Raw genomic sequence first — 20,365 nt, 5'->3', positions numbered from 1 at the left:
GGCCCAAGCGTGGCCCGCAGGTCAGTCCCCGCCTGAACCCCGGCCCATATCAGCGCGCCGCCCCAATCCATCACCACCCGCGATCCCTCCGGCAACCTTGCAATCAGCCCCGGCGCATCCGAGGGTTTCACGTGCAGCCGCCACACGTCATCCGCACCTCCCGCAAACCGCTCCACATCGCGCACCCAAGGCCAATCCAGCGTGTCACTCACCACCGTCTCCACATCGCCAAACCCGGCCAAATGCGCCTTCAACCGGCCAAGGCGATACTCAACTGATCCCGCCATTCCCTCGATCCGCAGCATCACCGACGAGCGGTCATTGGCACACAGGTCAGTATAAGCCGCGCCCGTAATCTCCCAAGGCGTGCCCTGCGCCGATGACATCGCCGCCACCGCCTGCTCCGGTGCCAGCCCGTCGATCGAGATCACGCCCGCCACCTCTGGCCTTGGCAGCACCTTCAGCGCCACCTCGGTCAAAACCCCCAGCGTGCCGTGGCTTCCCGCCATCAGCTTCACCAGATCATAGCCGGTGACATTCTTCATCACCCGCCCGCCGTTCTTCACCACCCGGCCCGCGCCATCTACAAAGCGCACGCCCAGCAAAAAGTCCCGCGCCGCGCCCACCGCAACCCGCCTTGGGCCGCTTGCATTGCTCGCCACAACCCCGCCGATGGTGCTTTGCCCCTCGGTGCCAAGCAGCCCGCGCATATCCGGCACCTCAAACGCCAGCCTCTGGCCCTCTGCCGCCAGCGCCGCCTCGATTTCGGCCACCGGCGTTCCCGCCGCCGCAACCAGCGTCAAGGCGCCCGGCTCATATAGCGTGATCCCCGACATCGCCACCCGCAGCGGCGCGCCCTCAGCCAGCACACCCCTCGTGCCGCCCCCCCGCACCGAGATCGGCGCTTCGGCCCCGGCCAGATAGCCCGCAAGATCCGCTTCGCTCGTCGCTTCAAACATGCCCAACCCGATCATTTTCTTGCTCTAAATATCCAATCCAACCGCGCCACCCTCACGCGGCCCGATCAGAAGCTCCAGCCCGCCGCCCCGCCGTAATCGCCAGCGGAAACACCTTCGCCGGGTTCAATATCCACGCCGGATCAAACACGTCCTTCACATCCAACTGCGCCTCCAGATCAACCTTGGAATACTGATGCACCATCAAATCCCGCTTTTCGATGCCCACACCATGCTCGCCGGTCAAACAGCCGCCAACCTCAACGCAGAGCTTCAAAATCTCGGCCCCAAGCTGCTCGCATAGCTCAAGCTGTCCCTCCTGATTGGCGTCAAACAGGATAAGCGGATGCATGTTGCCATCCCCCGCATGAAACACATTGGCCACCTCCAGCCCGTATTCGGCGCTCATCTCGGCAATCCGGCGCAGCACCACCGGCAATTCGCTCACCGGGATGGTGCCATCAAGGCACATGTAATCGTTGATCTGCCCCATCGCGCCAAAGGCGCTCTTGCGGCCTAGCCAAATGCGGGCGCTCTCCTCGGCGCTCTGGCTCTGGCGCAGCTCGACCGGGTCGAGCTTTTGAGCAATGTCACTGATCAACCCAAGCTGGTGGTCAATCTCCGCGTCCGAGCCTTCAACCTCCACGATCAGCAGCGCCTCGCAATCCGGATAGCCCGCCTTGGCAAATTCCTCGGTCGCCCGGATGCAGGGGCGGTCCATAAACTCGATCGCCACCGGCAACACACCCGCCTTGATGATATCGCTCACGCATTGCCCGGCCACTTCCGAGGACTCAAAGCCAATCAGCACAGGCCGCGCGCCCTCCGGCTTTGGCAATATGCGCAACGTGGCTTCTGTCACCACGCCCAACTGGCCCTCCGAGCCGCAGATCAGGCCAAGCAGGTCCAGGCCCGCCGGGTCCATGTAGGGCCCGCCAACCTCGCTCACCGTGCCGTCGGCCAATACCAGTGTCACGCCGAGCAGGTTGTTGGTGGTGACCCCGTATTTCAGGCAATGCGCGCCGCCCGAGTTCATCGCGATGTTCCCGGCAATCGCGCAGGCCAACTGGCTCGACGGGTCCGGCGCATAGAAAAACCCATCCTCCTCAACCGCCCCGGTGACCGAAAGGTTGGTGCGCCCGGTCTGCACCCGGATAAACCGGTTGTCATAGTCGGTTTCCAGCACCGCATTCATCCGCGCCGTGCCAAGGATCACCGAATCCTCCGTCGGTAGCGCCCCGCCCGCCAGCGAGGTGCCCGCCCCGCGCGCCACCACCGGCACGCCCTCCTCGTGGCACACCTTCAAAACCGCCGAAACCTCCTCAGTCGTGCCCGGCAAAACCACCGCCATCGGCGCGCATTTATAGGCGGTCAGCGCGTCGCACTCATAGGCCCGCACCTCCTCGGGCGCGTCGATCACACCGCTTGGCAACACCTCTCGCAGGCGGGCAACGATGCGGGGCTTGCGGGCAATGATCTGCGGGTCTGGCTTGGGCATTTCCATGGCACGACTCCTCACAAAGGCTGAATTGGTCAGAAATTATAACCAATTTTGCTATCTGGCAACCACCCGCGTCGCGCCTTAGGCTCCCCCGTATGGATATGTTGCCCCTTCTCTCCTCGTTTTCCGCCAGTGATGCGCTGGCCGTGGCCCTGATCCTGCTGTCCTGGGCCGTGCTCGGCACCCTGGTGGAAAACCCGCCCGCCAGCCGCATCTCGGTTTCGGTGCTGATGCAGGACTACCGCCGCGATTGGCTGCGCGAGCATGTCACCCGCCAGCCGCGCATCTTTGATGCCACCATCCTCGGCAGCCTGCGCCAGGGCACTACCTTCTTTGCCTCCGCCTGCATGATCGCCATCGGCGGCGGGCTGGCCGTCATCGGCAACCCCGACCGGCTCACCAGCCTCGCCGATGACCTCTCGCTTGGCGGCACCACGGTGTTTGCGTGGGAGGTGAAGATCCTGCTGATCCTTTCTTTCGTGGCCAATGCCTTCCTCAAGTTCGTCTGGGCGCACCGCCTGTTTGGCTACTCCGCGGTGGTGATGGGCGCTATCCCGAATGACAGCTCACACCCCAGCTCCTACCCGCGTGCCGCCAAAGCCGCCGAGATCAATATCACCGCCGCCAAAAGCTTCAATCGCGGGATGCGCTCGGTCTACTTCGCCCTTGGCGCCACCGGCTGGCTGCTTGGCCCCTGGGGCCTTATCGTGGGGGCAATCGTCAGCACCCTCATCATCGCGCGGCGCGAATTTGCCTCCGAAAGCCGCCGCGTCCTCCTCAACAAGGATGGCTAAATCCCACGCGCACAAGCGCTGGCCCCAGCCATGATCACCCGATGAAACGCACAGCTCCCCTCCTCACCGCCCTCCTGCTTACGCCCGTCCCAGCGCTGGCAACCCCGCCCACGGTCGAGGCGATCAAAGCCACGCCCGGCGCTGGCGGCTGGTCCTTTTCCGTCACCCTGTCCCACGCCGATACCGGCTGGGAGGATTACGCCGATGGCTGGCGGGTTGTCGGGTCCGATGGCACCATCTACGGCACCCGCCCGCTGGCGCACCCACACGTCAACGAGCAGCCCTTCACCCGCGCGCAATCCGGCATCAAAATCCCCGAAGGCACCGCCACAGTCTACATTGAAACCAGCACCAGTCCCGAGGGCTGGTGGGACGCCCGCCATGAGGTCCGCCTGCCAAAGTAAGGCCACGCTCACCACCAGCACCCAATCAAAAATGGAATGCGCCGCAAGGCGCGCAATTTGGCAGCGGCGTCAGGCGGCGCGTTTGGCCCCTTTGCGCCCTTCGATCAGCCAGGCGCCAAGGGTGAACAGCCCCGCCAGAAGCAAAAACAGCAGCGGCGAAACCAGAGGCATCACCGTCACATCTGCCGTCACATAAGCCTCGCGCGGCGTCACGCCGATCCAGCCGCGCCCTGCCGCAATCCGGCCCTCACGCACCTGGCGCAACGCGGGCACACCGTCTTCAACCGGCAAAATCCCGCCCCGGCGCGCCGCCACAGCCCCCGCCAGCACCTCGCCGGTAGCAATCGTTTCCTCAAACTCCTTCGGTGCCGCCGGGCCAAGCGCCACCACCGCGCTCTCTTCGCCCTCGGTCAGCCGGTAAAGCCCCATCTCCGGCCCCGCGAAAACCCCCTGAAACAGGCCGGGAGAGATCTCTTTCATCGGCACCGTGAACAATGTGCCATCCGGCGCCTCAACCTCCACATCGCCCGGATCATCGCCCAGCGTGCGGCGAGTGATCGTCATCTCCTGGCCCACCGCCTCGGCCGATAGCATCTCTTCTTCAAGGTCCGGCTCTTTCATCATCCAGTGGGCGAGCCTGCGCAGCAATTCCAGCTGCGGCCCGCCGCCCTCAAAGCCGCGCGACCATAGCCACGCATGATCCGAAGCCAGCAGCGCCACGCGCCCCTCGCCCTGGCGTTGCAACACCAGCAAGGGCCGCTCTCCAAGCCCCTTCATCACCACCTGGCCCTCGCCCGGCACCAGATCAATCAGGCGAAACCACCGCCCCCAGCCCGGCCCGGCTTCCTGCCCCTCGTCGGGCGGGTAAAGCGCCTCCAGCCCTTCGGTCACCGGGTGCTTTTCTCCCAGTTCCGTCACCTCGGGCAAATAGCCCTGCTCCAGCACCCGCGCTGTGGGTTCACCGGGCAGGATCTCTCCCAACGGCGAGCGGAAGATACTGTCGGCGCTGGCAAAATCCGGCCCGGCGGCAACCAGCACCGCGCCACCGCGCTCTACATAGTCGCGGATGTTATCCAGATAGAGCGTTGGCAAAATGCCCCGCCGTTTATAGCGGTCAAAGATGATCAGATCGAACTCGTCAATCTTCTCGATGAACAGCTCCCGCGTCGGGAAGGCAATAAGCGACAGCTCCGAAACCGGCACCCCGTCCTGCTTTTCCGGCGGGCGCAGAATGGTGAAATGCACCAGATCAACCGAGCTGTCAGACTTGAGCAAATTGCGCCACGTCCGCTCCCCCGGATGCGGCTCGCCCGAAACCAACAGCACCCGCAGCCTGTCACGCACGCCGTTGATCTGCACCACGGCGGCATTGTTGCGCTCGGTCAACTCGCCTTCGGCCTCCGGCGTGGCAAACTGGATCACGTTCTTGCCGCCATGGCTGAGCGTGACGGGCAGCGAAAGCGCCTCGCCCACCGGCACCGTGTAAGTGCGCGGCGCCTCGCCATCCACCGCGATCGAAAGGTCAACCTCCGCCCCCTGCCCCGCACCGCCGGGCAGATCGCCCTGATCCTCGATCCGCAGCTTCAGATCAAACTCCTCCCCCAGAATGGCAAAGGCCGGGGCGTTCTCAATCACCAAACGGCGGTCCCAATCGGTGTCATGCCCGGTTTGCAGCAAGTGCAGCGGCGCGGGCAGGTCGGGCAGGCGCGCCATGTCATGCACCCGCCCGTCGCTGATGAGGATCGCGCCCGCCACACGCGCCCGCGGCTCCTCGGCCAGCGCCTCAGAAAGCGCCGCCATCGCCAAAGTGCCCTCGTCGCCCTCGCCATCGCCCACACGGGTCACACTGGCCTGAGTGTCGGGCAATGCCGCGATCTCGGCCAGCACTTCGGCCAGCGCGGCTTCGGTTTGTTCGGCGCGGTCCGATAGCCCTTGCGAGGCGCTCTCATCCACCACCACCAGCACGATATCCGACAGCGGGTTGCGCTCTTCCTGCTGGAGCGAGGGGTTTGCCAGCGCCACCAGAAGCGCCGCCGCCGCCAGCCCGCGCAGCCACCATCCCGCCAGCCCGCGCCACAACGAAAGGCCCACCAACAGCACCGCCACCGCGCAGGCGATGTAAAGTGCGAGCCACGGCAGGTGCGGGTCAAAGATCAACGAGCCGGCCATCTACTGCCCCAACCTGTCAAGCAGGGCCGGAACATGGACCTGATCGGATTTATAATTGCCGGTGAGCACATGCATGATCAGGTTCACCCCGAAGCGATAGGCAATCTCGCGCTGCTGTTCGCCCGCATAGCCGCGCCCCACCGGAAACATCGCCGCGCCATTGCGGGTCACGGCCCAAGCAGCGGCCCAATCGTTGCCGCCAATCACCACCGGCGTCACCCCGTCGTTGAGGTTGCGAAACGGCATCCCCTCCACCACCTCGGCATCAGGGGTCGCGGCCTCAACCCACACATCACGGCTGGCCCAGCGGCCCGGAAAGTCTTGCAACAGGTAGAAGGTGCGCGTCAGCACATGGTCCAGCGGGATCGGCTCAAGCGGCGGAATATCCAGAGGCCGCGCCAGTTCCTGCAACTTGCGTCCCTCGGGCGTGGAGGCCCCAAAGCCGCCAATATCCGCATCCCGCGTATCAAAAAGGATCATGCCGCCGGTGCGCAAATAGCGGTTCAACTTGGCATAGGCCTCCTGCGAGGGGATCGGCTGGCTGGGGCTGACAGGCCAATAAAGGAAAGGGAAGAACGCCAGCTCATCGGTTTCAAGGTTCACCGCCAGCGGCTCGGCGGGCTCAATCGAGGTGCGCCTGAACAGCGTGTCCGAAAGCCCCCTCAACCCGGCCTGCGCCACCTCGTCCAGTTGCGCGTCCCCGGTGACAACATGCGCCAGCACCACCTCCGAGGTTGCCTCCAGCGCCAGCGCCTCCAGGCCCTCCAGGCCTCCGTCCTGCGCGCGGGCCTCGGGTGCCAGTGCGATGAGCGCCGCGAAGAGCACCCCCGCTGCCGTTGAAGCCGGGCGCCGCACCGCGCGCGCCACGCCAAACAGGCGGCCCGAAAGCCAAAGCGAGGCCAGCGCATCAATCGCCAGTGCGAGCAGCGCGAGGCTCAGCACCAGGCCTTTCAGCGCCGTTTCCCGCGCCACCGCCAACCCCTCTACCGGCACCCTCGCAGGCCAGGCCACCGGCTCCAACACCGCCTCGCGGCCCAGCGCATTCACGGCAATCAGGCGATCTTCACCAGCATAAAGACCGGGGCGCAAATCCGGCCCAATGGGCCGCTCTCCAGCAAGCGCGGCGGCCAGATCGGCCCCCTCCACGCCCGGCAATGTGCCCGCATCCTGCACAAGGCCAAAGCCATCCAGCACCCGCTCGGGCGTCCAAACCGTGCCCTCAAGCTCCTTAGCCTCGGGGGTTGCGGGGCGCGTCGAAATCGCCAGCCGCTCAAGCATCTGCACAAACAGCCCCGAAAGCGGCAGCGTTGACCACTCGGCATTGGCCGTCACATGCACCAACACAACCGAGCCCTGCCCGATCCGCTTGCGCGTGACCAGCGGCGTGCCATCGGCCAGCGCGGCAATCACGCGGGCGGGCAAATCGGGGTCGGGCTGCGCCATGACCTGCGCGTTCACCACTACGTCCTCAGGGATCTCCAGCCCATAAAACGGCGAGCCATCGGGGAAGGGGCGCAGCGCCTTCGGCTCGCCCCAGCTCATCGCGCCGCCCACCGAGCGGCCGCCCTCCCGCAGGCGCACCGGCATCAGCGGGTCTTCGGTGCGGCGGCTCACATCACTGGCAGCAAGCTGCGGCCCGGCAAAGCGCAGCAACAGCCCGCCCTGCTCGATCCAGTCCAGCAGGTCGTCCTGCTCGGTTTCGGGAAAGGTCGCCACATCGGCAAGGATGATCGCATCGGGGTTGGCCAGCAGCACATCGGGCAAGGTGCCCTCGACCAGATCAGCCGTGGGGGCCAGCGCGCGCTCAAGGTAGTGCAGGGGCGAAAGCAGCTCCAGCCCCTCGCGGTCTTCCCGGCCCGCCAGCAGCGCCACTTCACGGCGGCGCAGCCCATCATCGGTGAGCGTGACAGCCCCCGCGCCGCGCACGCCCTGAATTTCAAATCGGGTGATCCGGTTGCGCAACTCGGCGGGCAGCACCAGCGCCACCTCGGCCTCCGTTTCGCCGCTGGCAAAAGCCGCGCCCGCGCGCGCAAGCACCCGCTCGGTGCCCGATGGATCGCGCCCATAGGCCAGCACCGTCACCTCTCGCGCCGCATCGCCCACCGGGCGCAATGCCGTCAGTTGCACCTGCCCGTCGGCAAAAACCGCAGGACGCAGGCCCAGCGGGCGACGCGGGCTTTCAAAGGCGCTGACGCTGCCCTTGGTTTCCAGCGCGGCCAGCACTTCATCGCGCCCCTCATGCACCAACCCGTCCGAGAGCCAATAGCTCTCAAACCGGCCCTCAAGGCTCTCGATCCAATCCACCGCCTCACCCATCACCGGCGGCCAGGCCGCGGGGGCAAACCCGGCCAGACGGGGGCCCCAAACCGCAGGCGTCAGCATCGGCACCTCGCCCTCGGCGGGCAGATCGGTGAGCGACACTACGGCAACCGGGCGATCCGCCCGCGCGGCATCGTCCAACAGGCCCTGCACCCGCTGCATCCGGCCATCCCAATCCCGCGCATCGGCCCAGCCACCATCCATCAGGATCAAAAGCGGCCCCTCGCCCACACGTCGCTCCTGCGGGTTCAGCACCGGCCCGGCAAAGCCCACAATGATCGCGGCGACGGCCAGCATCCGCAGCAGCAGCAGCCACCAGGGCGTGCGATCCGTCTGCGCATCCTCATCCTCCAACCCCAAAAGCAGCGCCACACCGGGAAAGCGCCGCCGGATCGGCGCAGGCGGCACCGCACGCAGCAGCAGCCACAGGATCGGCAGGATCAGCAGCGCCCACAGCAAAAGCGGCGCGATAAAGCCAACGGGGCCTATGGTGAACATCCCCTAGTGCCCCCGTTCCAGCGCGCCATAAAGCCACAACAGCGCCTTTTGCGCCGGCTCATCGGTATGGTGCGAGGTAAACAGCCAGCCGGTTTCGCGGGCCAGCATCTCAAGGCGATCCTTGCGCTCGGCAAGGCGGGCAAGGTAGCGGTCCCGCAAGTCGCCAGCCTTGCGTGTTTCATGCGCAAGGCTGCCGCCCATGCTTTCAAAGATCGTGCGCCCATCGAAGGGAAAATCCTCTTCCATCGGGTCCAGCACCATCAGCATCGCACCGCGCACACCCCTGTCTGCCGCGCCAGTCAGCGCCGCTTCGGCCTTGTCGAAATCACCCAGAAAATCACTGATGAACACCGCGCGCGATTGCGGTGGCAAAATCTCGGCCCTCGGTGCGCCATAGTCGGGCGCCGCGCTGCCTGCCGCCTCGGCCTCGATCGCTGCGGCCAATGCATCGGCAATGCGAATAAGTTGCAACGGCCCCGAGCGTGGCGGCGCGTCCATCCGCGCCAGGCCCACCCGCTCTCCGGCGCGCACCAGCAAAACCGAGGTCGCCAGCGCCAAAAGCCGCGCGCGCTCGCCCTTGCTGCCGCGCTTTCCGGGCGCTCCGCAAAAGCGCATCGAAAGCGCCTCGTCCGACCACAGCATCACCGATTGCGCCGCCTGCCATTCCTTCTCGCGCACAAAATGCATGTCTGACCTGGCCGAGCGGCGCCAGTCGATCATCCGTGCTTCGTCGCCCACCGCCAAGGGCCGATATTGCCAAAACTCATCGCCCATGCCCGAACGCCTGCGGCCATGCGCGCCCAGCAGCACCGTTTGCGCCAGATGCTCCGCATCCGCCAAAAGCGGCGGCAGCGCCGAGGCCAGCCCCTCGGCACGGCTGCGCAACCCCTGCCCTACGGCAGGGTGGGTTTCATGGCCGGGGTCGCTCAAGCGGCAGCCTCCACGCGGGTGACGTTTTCGGCCACGGCTTGGATCACACCACCCAAAGACTCGCCCCTCGCGCGCGCCGCAAACGACAGCGCCATGCGGTGGGTCAGGACCGGCGCGGCCATGGCGGCCACGTCATCAATGGTGGGCACAAGGCGGCCATCAAGCAACGCCCTCGCGCGGCTCGTCAGCATCAGCGCCTGCGCCGCCCTTGGGCCGGGCCCCCAGGACACCGCGCGCTGCACCTGTTCAGGGGCTGTCGGGTCTTCGGGGCGGCAGGCGCGAACCAGATCAAGGATCGTCTCGACTACCGCTTCGCCCACCGGCATCCGGCGCAAAAGCTGCTGCGCCGCCATGAGCTCATCGGCGGCAAAAATCTGGTGGCTCTCGGCCTCCTCCACGCCGGTGGTGGCAAGGATGATATCGCGCTCCGTGTCGCGATCGGGGTAATCCACGTCGATCTGCACAAGGAAGCGGTCAAGCTGCGCCTCGGGCAGCGGATAGGTGCCCTCCTGCTCGATCGGGTTTTGCGTGGCAAGCACATGAAAGGGTTGCCCCAGCGCGCGGTGCACCCCTGCAACCGTCACTTCCTTTTCCTGCATCGCCTGCAGCAGCGCCGATTGGGTGCGCGGGCTGGCCCGGTTGATCTCATCCGCCATCAACAACTGGCAAAACACCGGCCCCTCGATGAAGCGAAACGCCCGGCTGCCGTCTTCCGCCGTTTCCAGCACCTCGGACCCGATGATATCGGCAGGCATCAGATCAGGGGTAAACTGAATGCGCCCGCCCTTCAGGCCCATCACGGTTGAAAGCGTGTCCACCAGGCGGGTCTTGCCAAGGCCCGGCAGGCCAATCAGCAACCCGTGGCCACCGCACATCAAAGCTGATAGAACAAGGTCAACAACCTTCTCCTGCCCAATGAACCGGCGGGTGATCGAGGCCTTCGCCTGACCCAGCTTTTCGGCCAGCGCCTCGATCTCGGGCACAAGCCCCGCTTCATCGGACATGACATCTCTCCTTTTGCGACTATCTTGTGCCTAATAAGACATCTAACGCATCCGAGACCAATGACGAAATCGAAGGCGAGACAACATATCGTGAAACAGAGCACCCCTCCCGCAGCCGAAAGCATCGCAGCCAGCGCCCGCGCCGCCGCCAAAGGCGGAAAATTGCCACCTGTCCACCTGTGGAATCCGCCGTTTTGCGGCGATCTCGACATGCAGATCATGCGGGACGGCACCTGGTTTTACCAAGGCACCCCCATCGGACGCCCCGAACTGGTGCGCCTGTTCTCGACCATCCTCAAACGCGAGGGTGACAGCTACTTTCTGGTGACCCCCGTCGAAAAGGTGGGCATCACCGTGGAGGATGCGCCGTTTGTTGCGGTCGATTTCACTGTTGAGGGCACAGGCGAGGCACAAAACCTCATCTTTCAAACCAACCTCGGCGACACGGCAATGGCCGGCCCCGAGCATCCAATTCGGGTGGAGCGCGACGCTGAAACCGGCGAGCCATCGCCCTATGTGTTGATCCGGTCCGGGCTTGAGGCGCTGATCGACCGCAAAAGCTTTTACCGCCTCGTCGACATCGGCCAAAGGCAGGACGGCTGGTTTGGCCTCTGGTCGGGCGGCCAGTTTTTCCGCATCATCCCCGAGGATGAGCTGCCCTGAGCGCTGTTAATATGAGCGCCTGCGGCGCAAGCGATTTTTTGTTTTGGATATTTTCAGCAAGAAAATGCTTGCGATCAAATCAAGAGCCCTGCCGCCCCTTCATGGCGCAACAGGGCGACCTTGGTTTCCACCCCGGTGCCGCCGGAAAACCCGCCGAGGGATGTGGCCCCAAGCACCCGGTGGCAGGGGATGATGAGCGGAATCGGATTGCCACCGCAGGCCGCCCCGACCGGTTGAGCAGGGCTTTTCAGCCTGGCCGCAATCTCGCCGTAGGTGGTGGTATCGCCAAAGGGGATGGCCGCGATCTCGGCGCAAACGGCTTGCTGAAATTCCGTGCCCTGCACGCTTAGCGGCAGATCAAACGCCTCGCGCGTCCCGGCGAAATAACCCGTGATCTGGCGCGCCGCCTCATGCAAAAGCGGCGAGCCTTCGCCCGCCGCCTCCTCTGTCCAGTCCACCCGCGTGATGGCACCGCCCGCTTCGGTCAGCCGAAGCCGCCCGACCGGCGTTGCCACCGCGAAGGTGCTCACCCCAGCGCCGCGTCGCAGCGCGCGCAGGTGGCGGGGTGTGCGTGGGTGCCAACATCGGGGAGGATCTTCCAGCAGCGCTGGCATTTCTCGCCCTCGGCCTTTTCAAACACCACCCCCACGCCTTCGCTTTCCGGCAGGCGGAAGGCTTCTTGCGGGGCCGGATCGGCGGTGAGCACCACGGCGGAGGTGATGCAGATATCGTCGAACGGCACGGTTTTCAGCGCCTCCAGCGCCGCCGCGTCTTCAACATGCACCACCGGCGCGGCCTCCAGCGAGGCGCCAATCACCTTGTCGCGGCGCTGCACTTCAAGCGCGGCCGTCACCACCCGGCGCACCTTGCGGATCGCTGCCCATTTCGCCGCCAGCGCCTCATCGCGCCATGCCGCCGGGGTTTCGGGAATATCCGTCAGATGCACCGAGCTGTCCTCACCCGGGAAGCGTTCCAGCCAGACCTCCTCCATGGTGAACACCAGCACCGGCGCGAGCCATGTGGTGAGCCGGTGGAACAGGATATCCAGCACCGTGCGCGCCGCCTTCTGGCGCTCCGAGCTGCCATCGCAATAAAGCGCATCCTTGCGGATATCGAAGTAAAAGCTCGAAAGCTCGACCGTGGCAAAGTTGAACACCGCCTGGAAAACGCCTTGGAAATCATAGGCTTCATACCCACGGCGCACCGTCTCATCAAGCTCGGCCAAACGGTGCAACACCCAGCGCTCCAACTCGGGCATATCCGCAGGCTCCACCGCATCGGCGGCGTCATACCCAGCCAGATTGCCCAGCAAGAAGCGCATGGTGTTGCGCAACCGGCGGTAGCTGTCGGCCACGCCTTTCAGGATTTCCGGGCCGATCCGCTGGTCGGCGGTATAGTCGGTCTGGGCGACCCACAGGCGCAGGATATCGGCCCCATATTGCTTGACGACCTCCTCGGGAACGATTGTGTTCCCGAGCGATTTCGACATCTTGTTGCCCTTCTCATCCAGCGTGAACCCGTGGGTCAGCACACCGCGATAAGGCGCACGGCCCTTGGTGCCGCAGCTTTGCAGCAGCGAAGAGTGGAACCAACCGCGATGCTGATCGGTGCCTTCAAGGTACAGGTCCGCCACCCCATCAGGGCTGCCATCGGGCCGGTCGCGCAGCACAAAGGCATGGGTCGAGCCGCTGTCAAACCAGACGTCGAGCACATCGAAAACCTGCTCGTAGTCATCCGCATTGTAATCGCTGCCAAGGAAGCGCGCCTTGGCGCCCTCAGCATACCACGCATCCGCGCCCTCTTCCTCAAAGGCGGCCACGATCCTTGCGTTCACCGCATCGTCGCGGAGCAAAAAGCCCTCGTCATCGGGCATCGCGCCGCGCTTCACAAAGCAGGTGAGCGGCACGCCCCAGGCGCGCTGGCGTGAGAGCACCCAATCCGGGCGGCTTTCCATCATCGAATAAAGGCGATTGCGCCCCGAAGGTGGCGTCCACTTGACCTGATCAATCGCGGTGAGGGCGCGTTGGCGGATGGTGGTGCCAAGCTCGTCCATGCCATCGCCCAAATCCTTGTCGATCGCGGCAAACCACTGCGGCGTGTTGCGATAGATCAGCGGCGCCTTGGAGCGCCAGCTATGTGGGTAGCTGTGCTTGATCCGGCCACGGGCGATGAGCATGCCGCGATCCGCGAGCTTGTCGATCACCGCCTTGTTGGCCCCGCCCTCCTTGCCGTTTGGCTTGACGATCACCTCACCACCAAAAAACGGCAGATCCTTGCGAAAAGAGCCATCTTCCAGCACGTTATAGGTCATCTCAAGGCCATACTGGCGGCCGATCTGATAGTCATCATCGCCGTGGCTGGGGGCGGTGTGCACAAAGCCGGTGCCTGCCTCGGCGGTCACATGATCGCCCGGCAGCATCGGCACCTCATAATCCCACTCGCCATCGGCCCCGGTGCAGCCCATCAGCGGATGCGCGGTTTTCATCGCGCCAAGCTCTGCCGCCGCCGCACCGCGCAGGCGCTCATAGCCTTCCACGCGGGCCGAACGCATCACCTCTTCGGCCAGGTCGTCGGCCAACAGATATTTGTCGCCCACTTTGGCCCAGTTGTCCTCTGCCGCCTCTGTCACCTTGTAGAGCCCGTACTCGATATCGGGGCTGAAACACACGGCGCGGTTCTGCGGGATGGTCCAGGGCGTCGTCGTCCAGATGATCACCGAAGTATCGGCAAAATCCTCGGCCATCCGGTTGATCGCGCCCAGCACGGCGGCCTTGTCGGCGCAGCCCTGATCGGTGAAATGCTGCACCAGCGCCTCGGTCCCCTTGAAGCCCGCAATGCGGAACTTCACCCAGATCGTGTGGCTCTGGTGGTCGTGGTATTCCACCTCCGCCTCGGCCAGCGCGGTCTTTTCCACCGGCGACCACATCACCGGCTTGCTGCCTTGAAACAGCGCCCCGTTCATCAGAAATTTCTGAAACTCTCCGGCGATGGTCGCCTCGGCGTGGTAGGCCATCGTCAGGTAGGGATCGTCCCACTTGCCGGTGATCCCGAGCCGCTTGAACTCGTCACGCTGGATATCGACCCACTCCTCGGCAAAGGCGCGGCACTCCTGGCGCAGCTCCACAACCGGCACATCGTCCTTGTCCTTGCCCTTCTGGCGATACTGCTCCTCGATTTTCCACTCGATCGGCAGGCCGTGGCAATCCCAGCCCGGCACATAGCGGCTGTCGCGGCCCATCATCTGCTGCGAGCGCACCACCATATCCTTCAGGATCTTGTTGAGCGCATGGCCGATGTGCAGATGCCCGTTGGCATAGGGCGGGCCATCGTGGAGGATAAAGGGCTTGCGGCCCTCCTTCTCGCGCAGGCGGTCATAAACGCCGATCCTGGCCCAGCGCTCCAGCCACTCGGGCTCGCGCTTGGGCAGCCCCGCGCGCATCGGAAAGTCGGTCTGGGGCAGGTTCAACGTGGTTTTGTAGTCGGGGGTCTCGGCGCACATATTTTGGCGTCCTCGGTCAGCTATGTCGGGAAAAATCAGTGGGCGGCGCGGCGATCACGCGCCTTGTCCCGGCGGCTCTGTCGCTCAGAGCGCCGGGCAAGTAATTCGGATGATGATCAGGCCCGCAAATGTCATGGCCGCCTTATAGGCGTGGGCGCAGGCGGCGTCCAGCGCCGCCCGGCCCTAGGGTTTGGAGAAATCCGGATCGTCAGGCTCGGGCGGCGCATCGCGCGCCGCCCCACCATCATCCGCGCCATCATCCCCACCGTCACCGGGGCCATCATCCCCACCATCATCGGGGTCAAGCCCCGCCCGCTCCGCGGCCTCCTGCGCCGCCCAGCGGTTCAGCCAGGCCAGCCCCGCCAGCGCCAACCCCAGCGCCAGGAAGGAAAACACCCGGAACAGCCCGGTCAGCCCGCTCGCATCAATCAGGAACACCTTGCACACCGCCAGCCCGATCACCACCAGCGCGGCGCGGCGCAGCACCGTTGAGCCCTTGGCAATCGCCTGCCACAGCAGCAGGGCCCCAATCGCGATCAACACCACCGTATAGGTATATAGCTCGCCGTCGAGCCAACCGCGCCCGATATAAACCTCACCACCCCACCAGATCCGCCGGATCGCCAGAAAGCCCCAATAGGCCGCAAGCCCCACCGCCGGAACCGCCCAAAGAATGCGCGCCCACCGCGCCTTGCACAGCCGCGCGATCAGCCCAAGCACCACCGCCGGAAGCAGGTAGGCCAAGAGCAGCGTATCAAGCAGATAAGGCCCGTGGATCGTGGGATCAGGGGTCAAAAAGCCCGCGCGTTCGCTGAGCAGCGGGTTGGCAAAGGTCAGCCCGATCAGCAGGAAAATCCCGCCAAACAGCCCAAACAGGCTGGCCATGCCAAGGCGCACCCAGCGCATCCGGCCACCCAGCCGCATCCGGTACACCTGCGCCGCTGCCGCCAGCAGCCAGATCGTCGCCGACATGCCCATCGACCAATGGCTGCCGGCGGTATTCGCGCCGCCCGCATTTTCCTCGATCAGCCGCCAAATGAGCGTGGTGAGGAACGCCCCCGCAATCAGCAACCCGCCGCTTTCAAGGAAGGCCCGCGCGGTGAGGCGCGGCTCTGTCGGCAGCATCTTCCACGCGGCAAAGAGCCCGGCCAGCGCCCCCAGGAACGCCAGCAAAAACTCCCACCACGGCGCATCAAAGGCCCACTCAAGACCGGGAGCAAACAGCGTGCGATAGGTCAGCACCATCACCCCCGCGGCCACGAAGTATTGCAATTCCGGCAGGCGGAAGCGCCGGTCGAGCACCGCGCCTGTCACCAGCAAAACCCCCAGCGCCAGCGTGAGCGCGGCCTTGGTGAGCACCACAAACAAGGCCAAGGCGATCAATGACAACGCCGCCAAAGCCGCCCAGGAGGTGCGCCGCTTCTGCGCGCCCTCCGCGCGGGCAAAGCGCACCGCAATCGCAACCATCAGCGCGGCAAGGGCCACGGCATGAACGGCCCATGCGTAGGTGCCCGGCACCCTCGGGTCGAGCCAGAAAAGCTCCAGCAGCATCGGCACAAGCGGCGCAAACAAGGCGGCCACAAGCCCCCAGAAAAGGCCCTGTGCGCCTTTGCCCGCCTTCAGGCTGCGCCACGCCGCCCCCGCCGTGCCATGCGCGGCCATCACCAAGAGCAGCGTCGCCTCCAGCGGCACCACGGGGATCAGGCTTCCGTCCTGTGCGCGCTCGGTGGTGCGCATCAGCGCGGTGCCCAGCCAGCCCTCTGTCGGGATCAACAGCAGGAACGACACGACCGGAAAGATCACCGCCTCCGCCAGCGCGCGCGCCTGCCACGCCCAAAGCGCAATCGCAAGGATCAGCGCCGTCAGCAAGCCCCCGGTGAGCAGCAATTCCCCCGGTCCGCCACGCGGCAAAAACAGCAACATCGCCGAAACCACCGCCAGCGTGCTCCACGCCACCCATGTGGGAAAGCCGATCGGCCCCGCGTTGCGCCCCGCCGCGCCAAACAGCCCCAGCCGCCCCAGCGGCGCACCGCCGTCATGGGCCGGGCCAAGCTCTCGGCGCGGGATCGCCATAGACGCCAGCGCCAGCACCGTCAGCAACACCGCGAACCCCGGCATATCCTCCGAACCAAGATACACCGCCAGCCCGCCGCCCGCCGCAACCACCAGCGCCAGGATCGAAACCCAGGCCCAGCGCCGCCACGCATCAATCGCCAGCCCCGCCACGCCGATCAACCCGTAGTAAAGGTAAAACAGCGTCGCGCTTTGGGCCTCTCCGCCCACAAGGAAGGGCGCCGCCCCCGCGCCCAGCAGGCCAATCGCCGCAAGGAAGGGGCCATAAAGCCAGCCCATCAAAAGCGCCGCCGCCGATACCGCAACCAAGCCGCCAAAGGCCGTGCCCGCGCCGATCAACCCATAAAGTGAGCGCGCCGCCAACACCCCGCCATAAAGCGAAACGATGCCCGCGCCCGAGAAGGTCGAGGGCAGATAGGCCGTCGCGCTGTCTTCACCGTCCCCCCAGCGGCGGCGAATATACTCGCCCGCACCAATCAGGATCAGCCCCAGCGCAATCGCCGCCGCCACCCGCATGGTGGGCGTCAGATAGCCCTGCTCGATCCCGTATTGCACAAGGAAAAGCCCCGCCAGCGCCAGCGAAATCGCCGACACCGCGTAAAACCAGTTTTGCATCATCCACTTGGCAAACCGCTCGCCCATACCGGGGCCGCGCGGCTCTGGTGGCGCAACTTTCGCGGCAACCTGCTCAGGCGGCTTGGAGGTGGCGGGGGGCTGGCTTGTGGGCTTATCGCCCGCTTCGCTTGGCGCTTTGCGCGGTGGTCCGGCCACCTCTGCGTCTTTCGGCCCGGCCAGAGGCTGCGGCTTGCTCGCCTCCTCGCTCGCGGCAGGTGGGGCCTTGGGCACAATCCGCAGAGACGATTTCAGCGCCTCAAGCGCCGCCTCTGCCTTGTCGAGCCTCCGGTTTGCCCGCTCGACCGACATTTGCAGGAAAGCCACCCAGCCGATCAGGCCAAGGCACAAAAGAAACGCAACAATCTCCACCCACTATCCCCTTTAATCCAATGTGCGAAACACTAGCCTGCGCTGCCGTTTGAGGAAAGTGCCGAAATTTCGGACAGTTGAGCGCTACTCCGCCTCGCCGCGGCCAAACAGCCCGGTCAACGCCCGGCGCACCAGCCCGGTTACGCTGGGCCTGCGCCCCTCGCCAAAGGGCAACGGGCGGCACACCTCCATCGCGGCCACGCCCACACGCGCCGTCAACGCGCCATTCACCACGCCCTCGCCAAAGCGGCGCGACAGTTTTGAAAGCACACCACCACCCGCAACCGAGCCAATGAGATCATCGCCCACCGCCACCGCGCCGGTGGCGACAAGGTGGGTCAGCACCGTGCGGGTCAGCCGCCAGCCGCCCAGCCACCCGGCGCGCCCGCCGTAAATCTCGGCAATGCGGCGGATCATCCGCAGGTTGGCGGTGAGCGCGGTAAACACATCCGCCAGCGCCAGCGGTACAATCGCGGTGACAAGCGCCACCTGCCGCGCCGACGCTTCCACCTCCCGCGCCGCCGCCGCATCAAGCGGGGCCAAAAGCTCTGCCTCGGCCAGCATCAACAGCGCATCGGCATCAAAAGCATCGCCGCGCCGCTCTGCCAGCCGCTCGCGTCCCCAAGCCGTGTCTTCGCGCGCGGCGTATAGCTTTTCGAGCTGGGTGACGACGGCGCGCGCCTCTGTCAAATCGCCCGAGGCAAGCGCCGCCGCCGCGCCCCTTTGCAACCCGTCGAGCCGCGACAGCCTCGCGAATGCCGCCAATTCGCGCAGCGCCAGCACCGTGAGCGCCAGCAAGGTCAGCGCGAAAAGCACCACCGCAAGGCCGCCCAGCACCGGGCTGCGTTCCAGCAACCCGGTGGCAAAATCCCAGGCCACCACGCTCACCACAAGGCCCAACACCCCGGTGACTCCGGCCCAGAACAGCTTGGCAATCCGGCTCACGGGCCGCGCCGAAAGGGCGGCCAGCCGCTGCATCGCGGCGTTGTCCTGGGGCACCATATCGGGCACCGGCGGGGCCTTGTCGGGGCCATGGGCGGCAGGCTCTTCGGCCAGATCAATGATCAGCGGGCCACGCTTTTCGTCGCTCATCTCAGCCTGTCTCCGATCAAGAATTCCGCCGCCCTGTCCAGCCGGATGTGGGGCGGCCCCTCTCCGGGCGCAAGGCTCACCTCGGCGGGGGCAAAGCGCATCACGGCATAATCTTCATCGAGCCACGCCTCGCTGCCTTGGCGCGCCGCGCCCAGCAACCGGCCCGGATCGGCAGGCAATTCGCCGGGATACATCGCCGCATCCCGCCCGCTCTCAAGCAGCCGCCCGCGCACCAGATCAAGCTCTCGCCCCTCGTGCATCCGGGTCTCCTCAACCGTGGCCCTGAGCGCCGCAATCGACATCGCCGCCGTTGTCGCCCCGGCATAATCGGCGCGATCCTTGGCCTCGCGCACCAGCGCCTCGGTGATCGCTGTGAGGGCGGCGTGCTGGCGATGGTGCAAATGATCGGCCTTGGTGGCGGCGAACAGGATGCGCTCCACCCGTTTGCCGCCCAGCAACCCGGTGAGCCAGCCGTTGCGACCGGGGCGAAACGCGCCAAGAATATCGGCCATCGCCTGGCGCAAATCCTCCACCGCACGCGGCCCGGCATGGATCGCTCCCAGCACATCCACCAGCACGACCTGGCGATCAATCCTTGCGAAATGGTCGCGGAAAAACGGCTTCACCACCGCCCGCTTATAGGCCTCGTAGCGCCGCGCCATCTCTCGCCGCAGGCTGCCGCGCCCGGCCTCTCCCTCGGGCAAGGGCGCAAAGGTCAACGCCGGGCTGCCCTCCAACTCGCCGGGCAGCAAAAACCGCCCCGGCGTGCAATCGGAATAGCCCGCCTCCCGCGCCTCGCGCAGATATTCTGCAAAGCGGTCCGCCAGCGCCTTGGCCACCGGCTCCTCCAGCTTTGCACCACCATCCACGCCCTCAAGTGCTGCGATAAACGCGGCCCCCTGCCCCCTTGCGCGCGCCTTTTCCAGCGCCTGCGCAGACCACTCGACATAGCTGCGATCAAGCAGGCCCAGATCAAGCAGCCACTCGCCGGGGTAATCAACAATATCAAGGTGCGTCACCCTTGGCCCGGAAAGCGCGCCAAGCAGCCCCGAAGGCTGCACCTTGAGCGACAGGCGCAACTCGCTCACTGCTCGCGTGCTTTCGGGCCAGTGCGGCGCGGGGCCAATCATCGCGGCAAGGTGATCCTCAAAGGCAAAGCGCGGCACGGTGTCATCCGGCTGGGGCTGGAGATAGGCGGCCTTAATGGCCCCGTCCGCCGCCGCCTTCAGGCCCCCCATCCTCGCGCGGTCCATCAAATTGGCCACCAGCGAGGTGATGAACACCGTCTTGCCCGCGCGGCTCAATCCCGTCACCCCAAGCCGGATGCTCGGCTCAAAGAACACGCCCGATACCGCCCCGGTCACGCTTTCAACGCTGCGCGACACCCCGTCTGCAATGGTCGAAATCACCAAACCCGGCCCTCAATTCCTTGTGTTGATCCTATGTAGGGGCTGGCGCGGCGCGGCACCAGTGCCGGGG

The 20,365-nt window shown here is 65.6% G+C and carries 14 protein-coding genes; 3 read left to right on the top strand and 11 right to left on the bottom strand.

Features of this window, described 5'->3' with window-relative positions:
- Together P1U55_RS02650 and P1U55_RS02645 are read right to left on the bottom strand one after the other, a co-directional pair.
- Nucleotides 1-959: FAD-binding protein (locus P1U55_RS02650; RefSeq protein WP_301045933.1), on the bottom strand; the 959-nt coding region annotated here is incomplete at its 3' end.
- A 52-nt stretch (nt 960-1,011) separates the two neighbouring features.
- Nucleotides 1,012-2,460 carry an FAD-linked oxidase C-terminal domain-containing protein gene (locus P1U55_RS02645; protein ID WP_301045932.1) on the bottom strand — a complete coding sequence of 483 codons (1,449 nt, stop codon included), beginning with the start codon at nt 2,458-2,460 and terminating at the stop codon, nt 1,012-1,014.
- A 92-nt stretch (nt 2,461-2,552) separates the two neighbouring features.
- Here P1U55_RS02645 and P1U55_RS02640 point away from each other — a divergent pair, with 92 nt between their 5' ends.
- Nucleotides 2,553-3,251, top strand: a complete 699-nt coding sequence (locus tag P1U55_RS02640) for a DUF599 domain-containing protein (RefSeq protein WP_301045931.1) — start codon at nt 2,553-2,555, stop codon at nt 3,249-3,251.
- Between the two features lie 41 nt (nt 3,252-3,292).
- Entirely contained in the window at nt 3,293-3,655 is a 363-nt protein-coding gene (locus P1U55_RS02635; protein WP_301045930.1) for a hypothetical protein, read from the top strand.
- A 69-nt stretch (nt 3,656-3,724) separates the two neighbouring features.
- On the opposite strand, the gene P1U55_RS02630 is transcribed toward P1U55_RS02635, so the two are convergent.
- Genes P1U55_RS02630 through P1U55_RS02615 form a run of 4 tightly spaced genes read right to left on the bottom strand, consistent with a single transcriptional unit; the run spans nt 3,725 to nt 10,575 of the window.
- Entirely contained in the window at nt 3,725-5,824 is a 2,100-nt protein-coding gene (locus P1U55_RS02630; protein WP_301045929.1) for a hypothetical protein, read from the bottom strand.
- Complete coding sequence (locus P1U55_RS02625) at nt 5,825-8,641, bottom strand: DUF4159 domain-containing protein (RefSeq protein ID WP_301045928.1); 2,817 nt, start codon at nt 8,639-8,641, stop codon at nt 5,825-5,827.
- 3 nt (nt 8,642-8,644) lie between these two features.
- Nucleotides 8,645-9,571, bottom strand: a complete 927-nt coding sequence (locus P1U55_RS02620; RefSeq protein ID WP_301045927.1) for a DUF58 domain-containing protein — start codon at nt 9,569-9,571, stop codon at nt 8,645-8,647.
- Nucleotides 9,568-10,575 (bottom strand): MoxR family ATPase, encoded by a 1,008-nt coding sequence (locus P1U55_RS02615; protein ID WP_301045926.1) that lies wholly within the window; start codon nt 10,573-10,575, stop codon nt 9,568-9,570. Before P1U55_RS02615 ends, P1U55_RS02620 begins: the two co-directional genes overlap by 4 nt.
- A gap of 87 nt (nt 10,576-10,662) precedes the next feature.
- Between P1U55_RS02615 and P1U55_RS02610 the strand changes: the two genes are divergently transcribed.
- Entirely contained in the window at nt 10,663-11,238 is a 576-nt protein-coding gene (locus P1U55_RS02610) for a DUF1285 domain-containing protein (protein ID WP_301045942.1), read from the top strand.
- Nucleotides 11,239-11,312: 74 nt separating this feature from the next.
- On the opposite strand, the gene P1U55_RS02605 is transcribed toward P1U55_RS02610, so the two are convergent.
- From P1U55_RS02605 to P1U55_RS02585, 5 genes are all read right to left on the bottom strand, one after another.
- Entirely contained in the window at nt 11,313-11,768 is a 456-nt protein-coding gene (locus P1U55_RS02605) for a methylated-DNA--[protein]-cysteine S-methyltransferase (RefSeq protein ID WP_301045925.1), read from the bottom strand.
- Nucleotides 11,765-14,737, bottom strand: coding sequence for an isoleucine--tRNA ligase (ileS, locus tag P1U55_RS02600; RefSeq protein WP_301045924.1), 2,973 nt, complete (start codon nt 14,735-14,737; stop codon nt 11,765-11,767). The genes P1U55_RS02605 and ileS overlap by 4 nt, the downstream gene beginning before the upstream one ends.
- Nucleotides 14,738-14,920: 183 nt before the next feature.
- A complete protein-coding gene (locus P1U55_RS02595; RefSeq protein WP_301045923.1) occupies nt 14,921-17,794 on the bottom strand; it encodes a DUF2339 domain-containing protein in 2,874 nt (957 codons plus the stop codon).
- An 84-nt stretch (nt 17,795-17,878) separates the two neighbouring features.
- Nucleotides 17,879-18,886, bottom strand: a complete 1,008-nt coding sequence (locus tag P1U55_RS02590; protein ID WP_301045922.1) for a YcjF family protein — start codon at nt 18,884-18,886, stop codon at nt 17,879-17,881.
- The gene (locus P1U55_RS02585) at nt 18,883-20,298 is read right to left on the bottom strand and encodes a YcjX family protein (protein ID WP_301045921.1); all 1,416 of its coding nucleotides are present in this window, start codon (nt 20,296-20,298) and stop codon (nt 18,883-18,885) included. The genes P1U55_RS02590 and P1U55_RS02585 overlap by 4 nt, the downstream gene beginning before the upstream one ends.
- Between the last annotated feature and the right edge of the window lie 67 nt (nt 20,299-20,365).

Origin of the sequence: Vannielia sp. (assembly GCF_029212645.1) — a bacterium.
Lineage (GTDB): Bacteria > Pseudomonadota > Alphaproteobacteria > Rhodobacterales > Rhodobacteraceae > Vannielia.
This window is presented reverse-complemented; position numbering and strand designations above follow the sequence as displayed.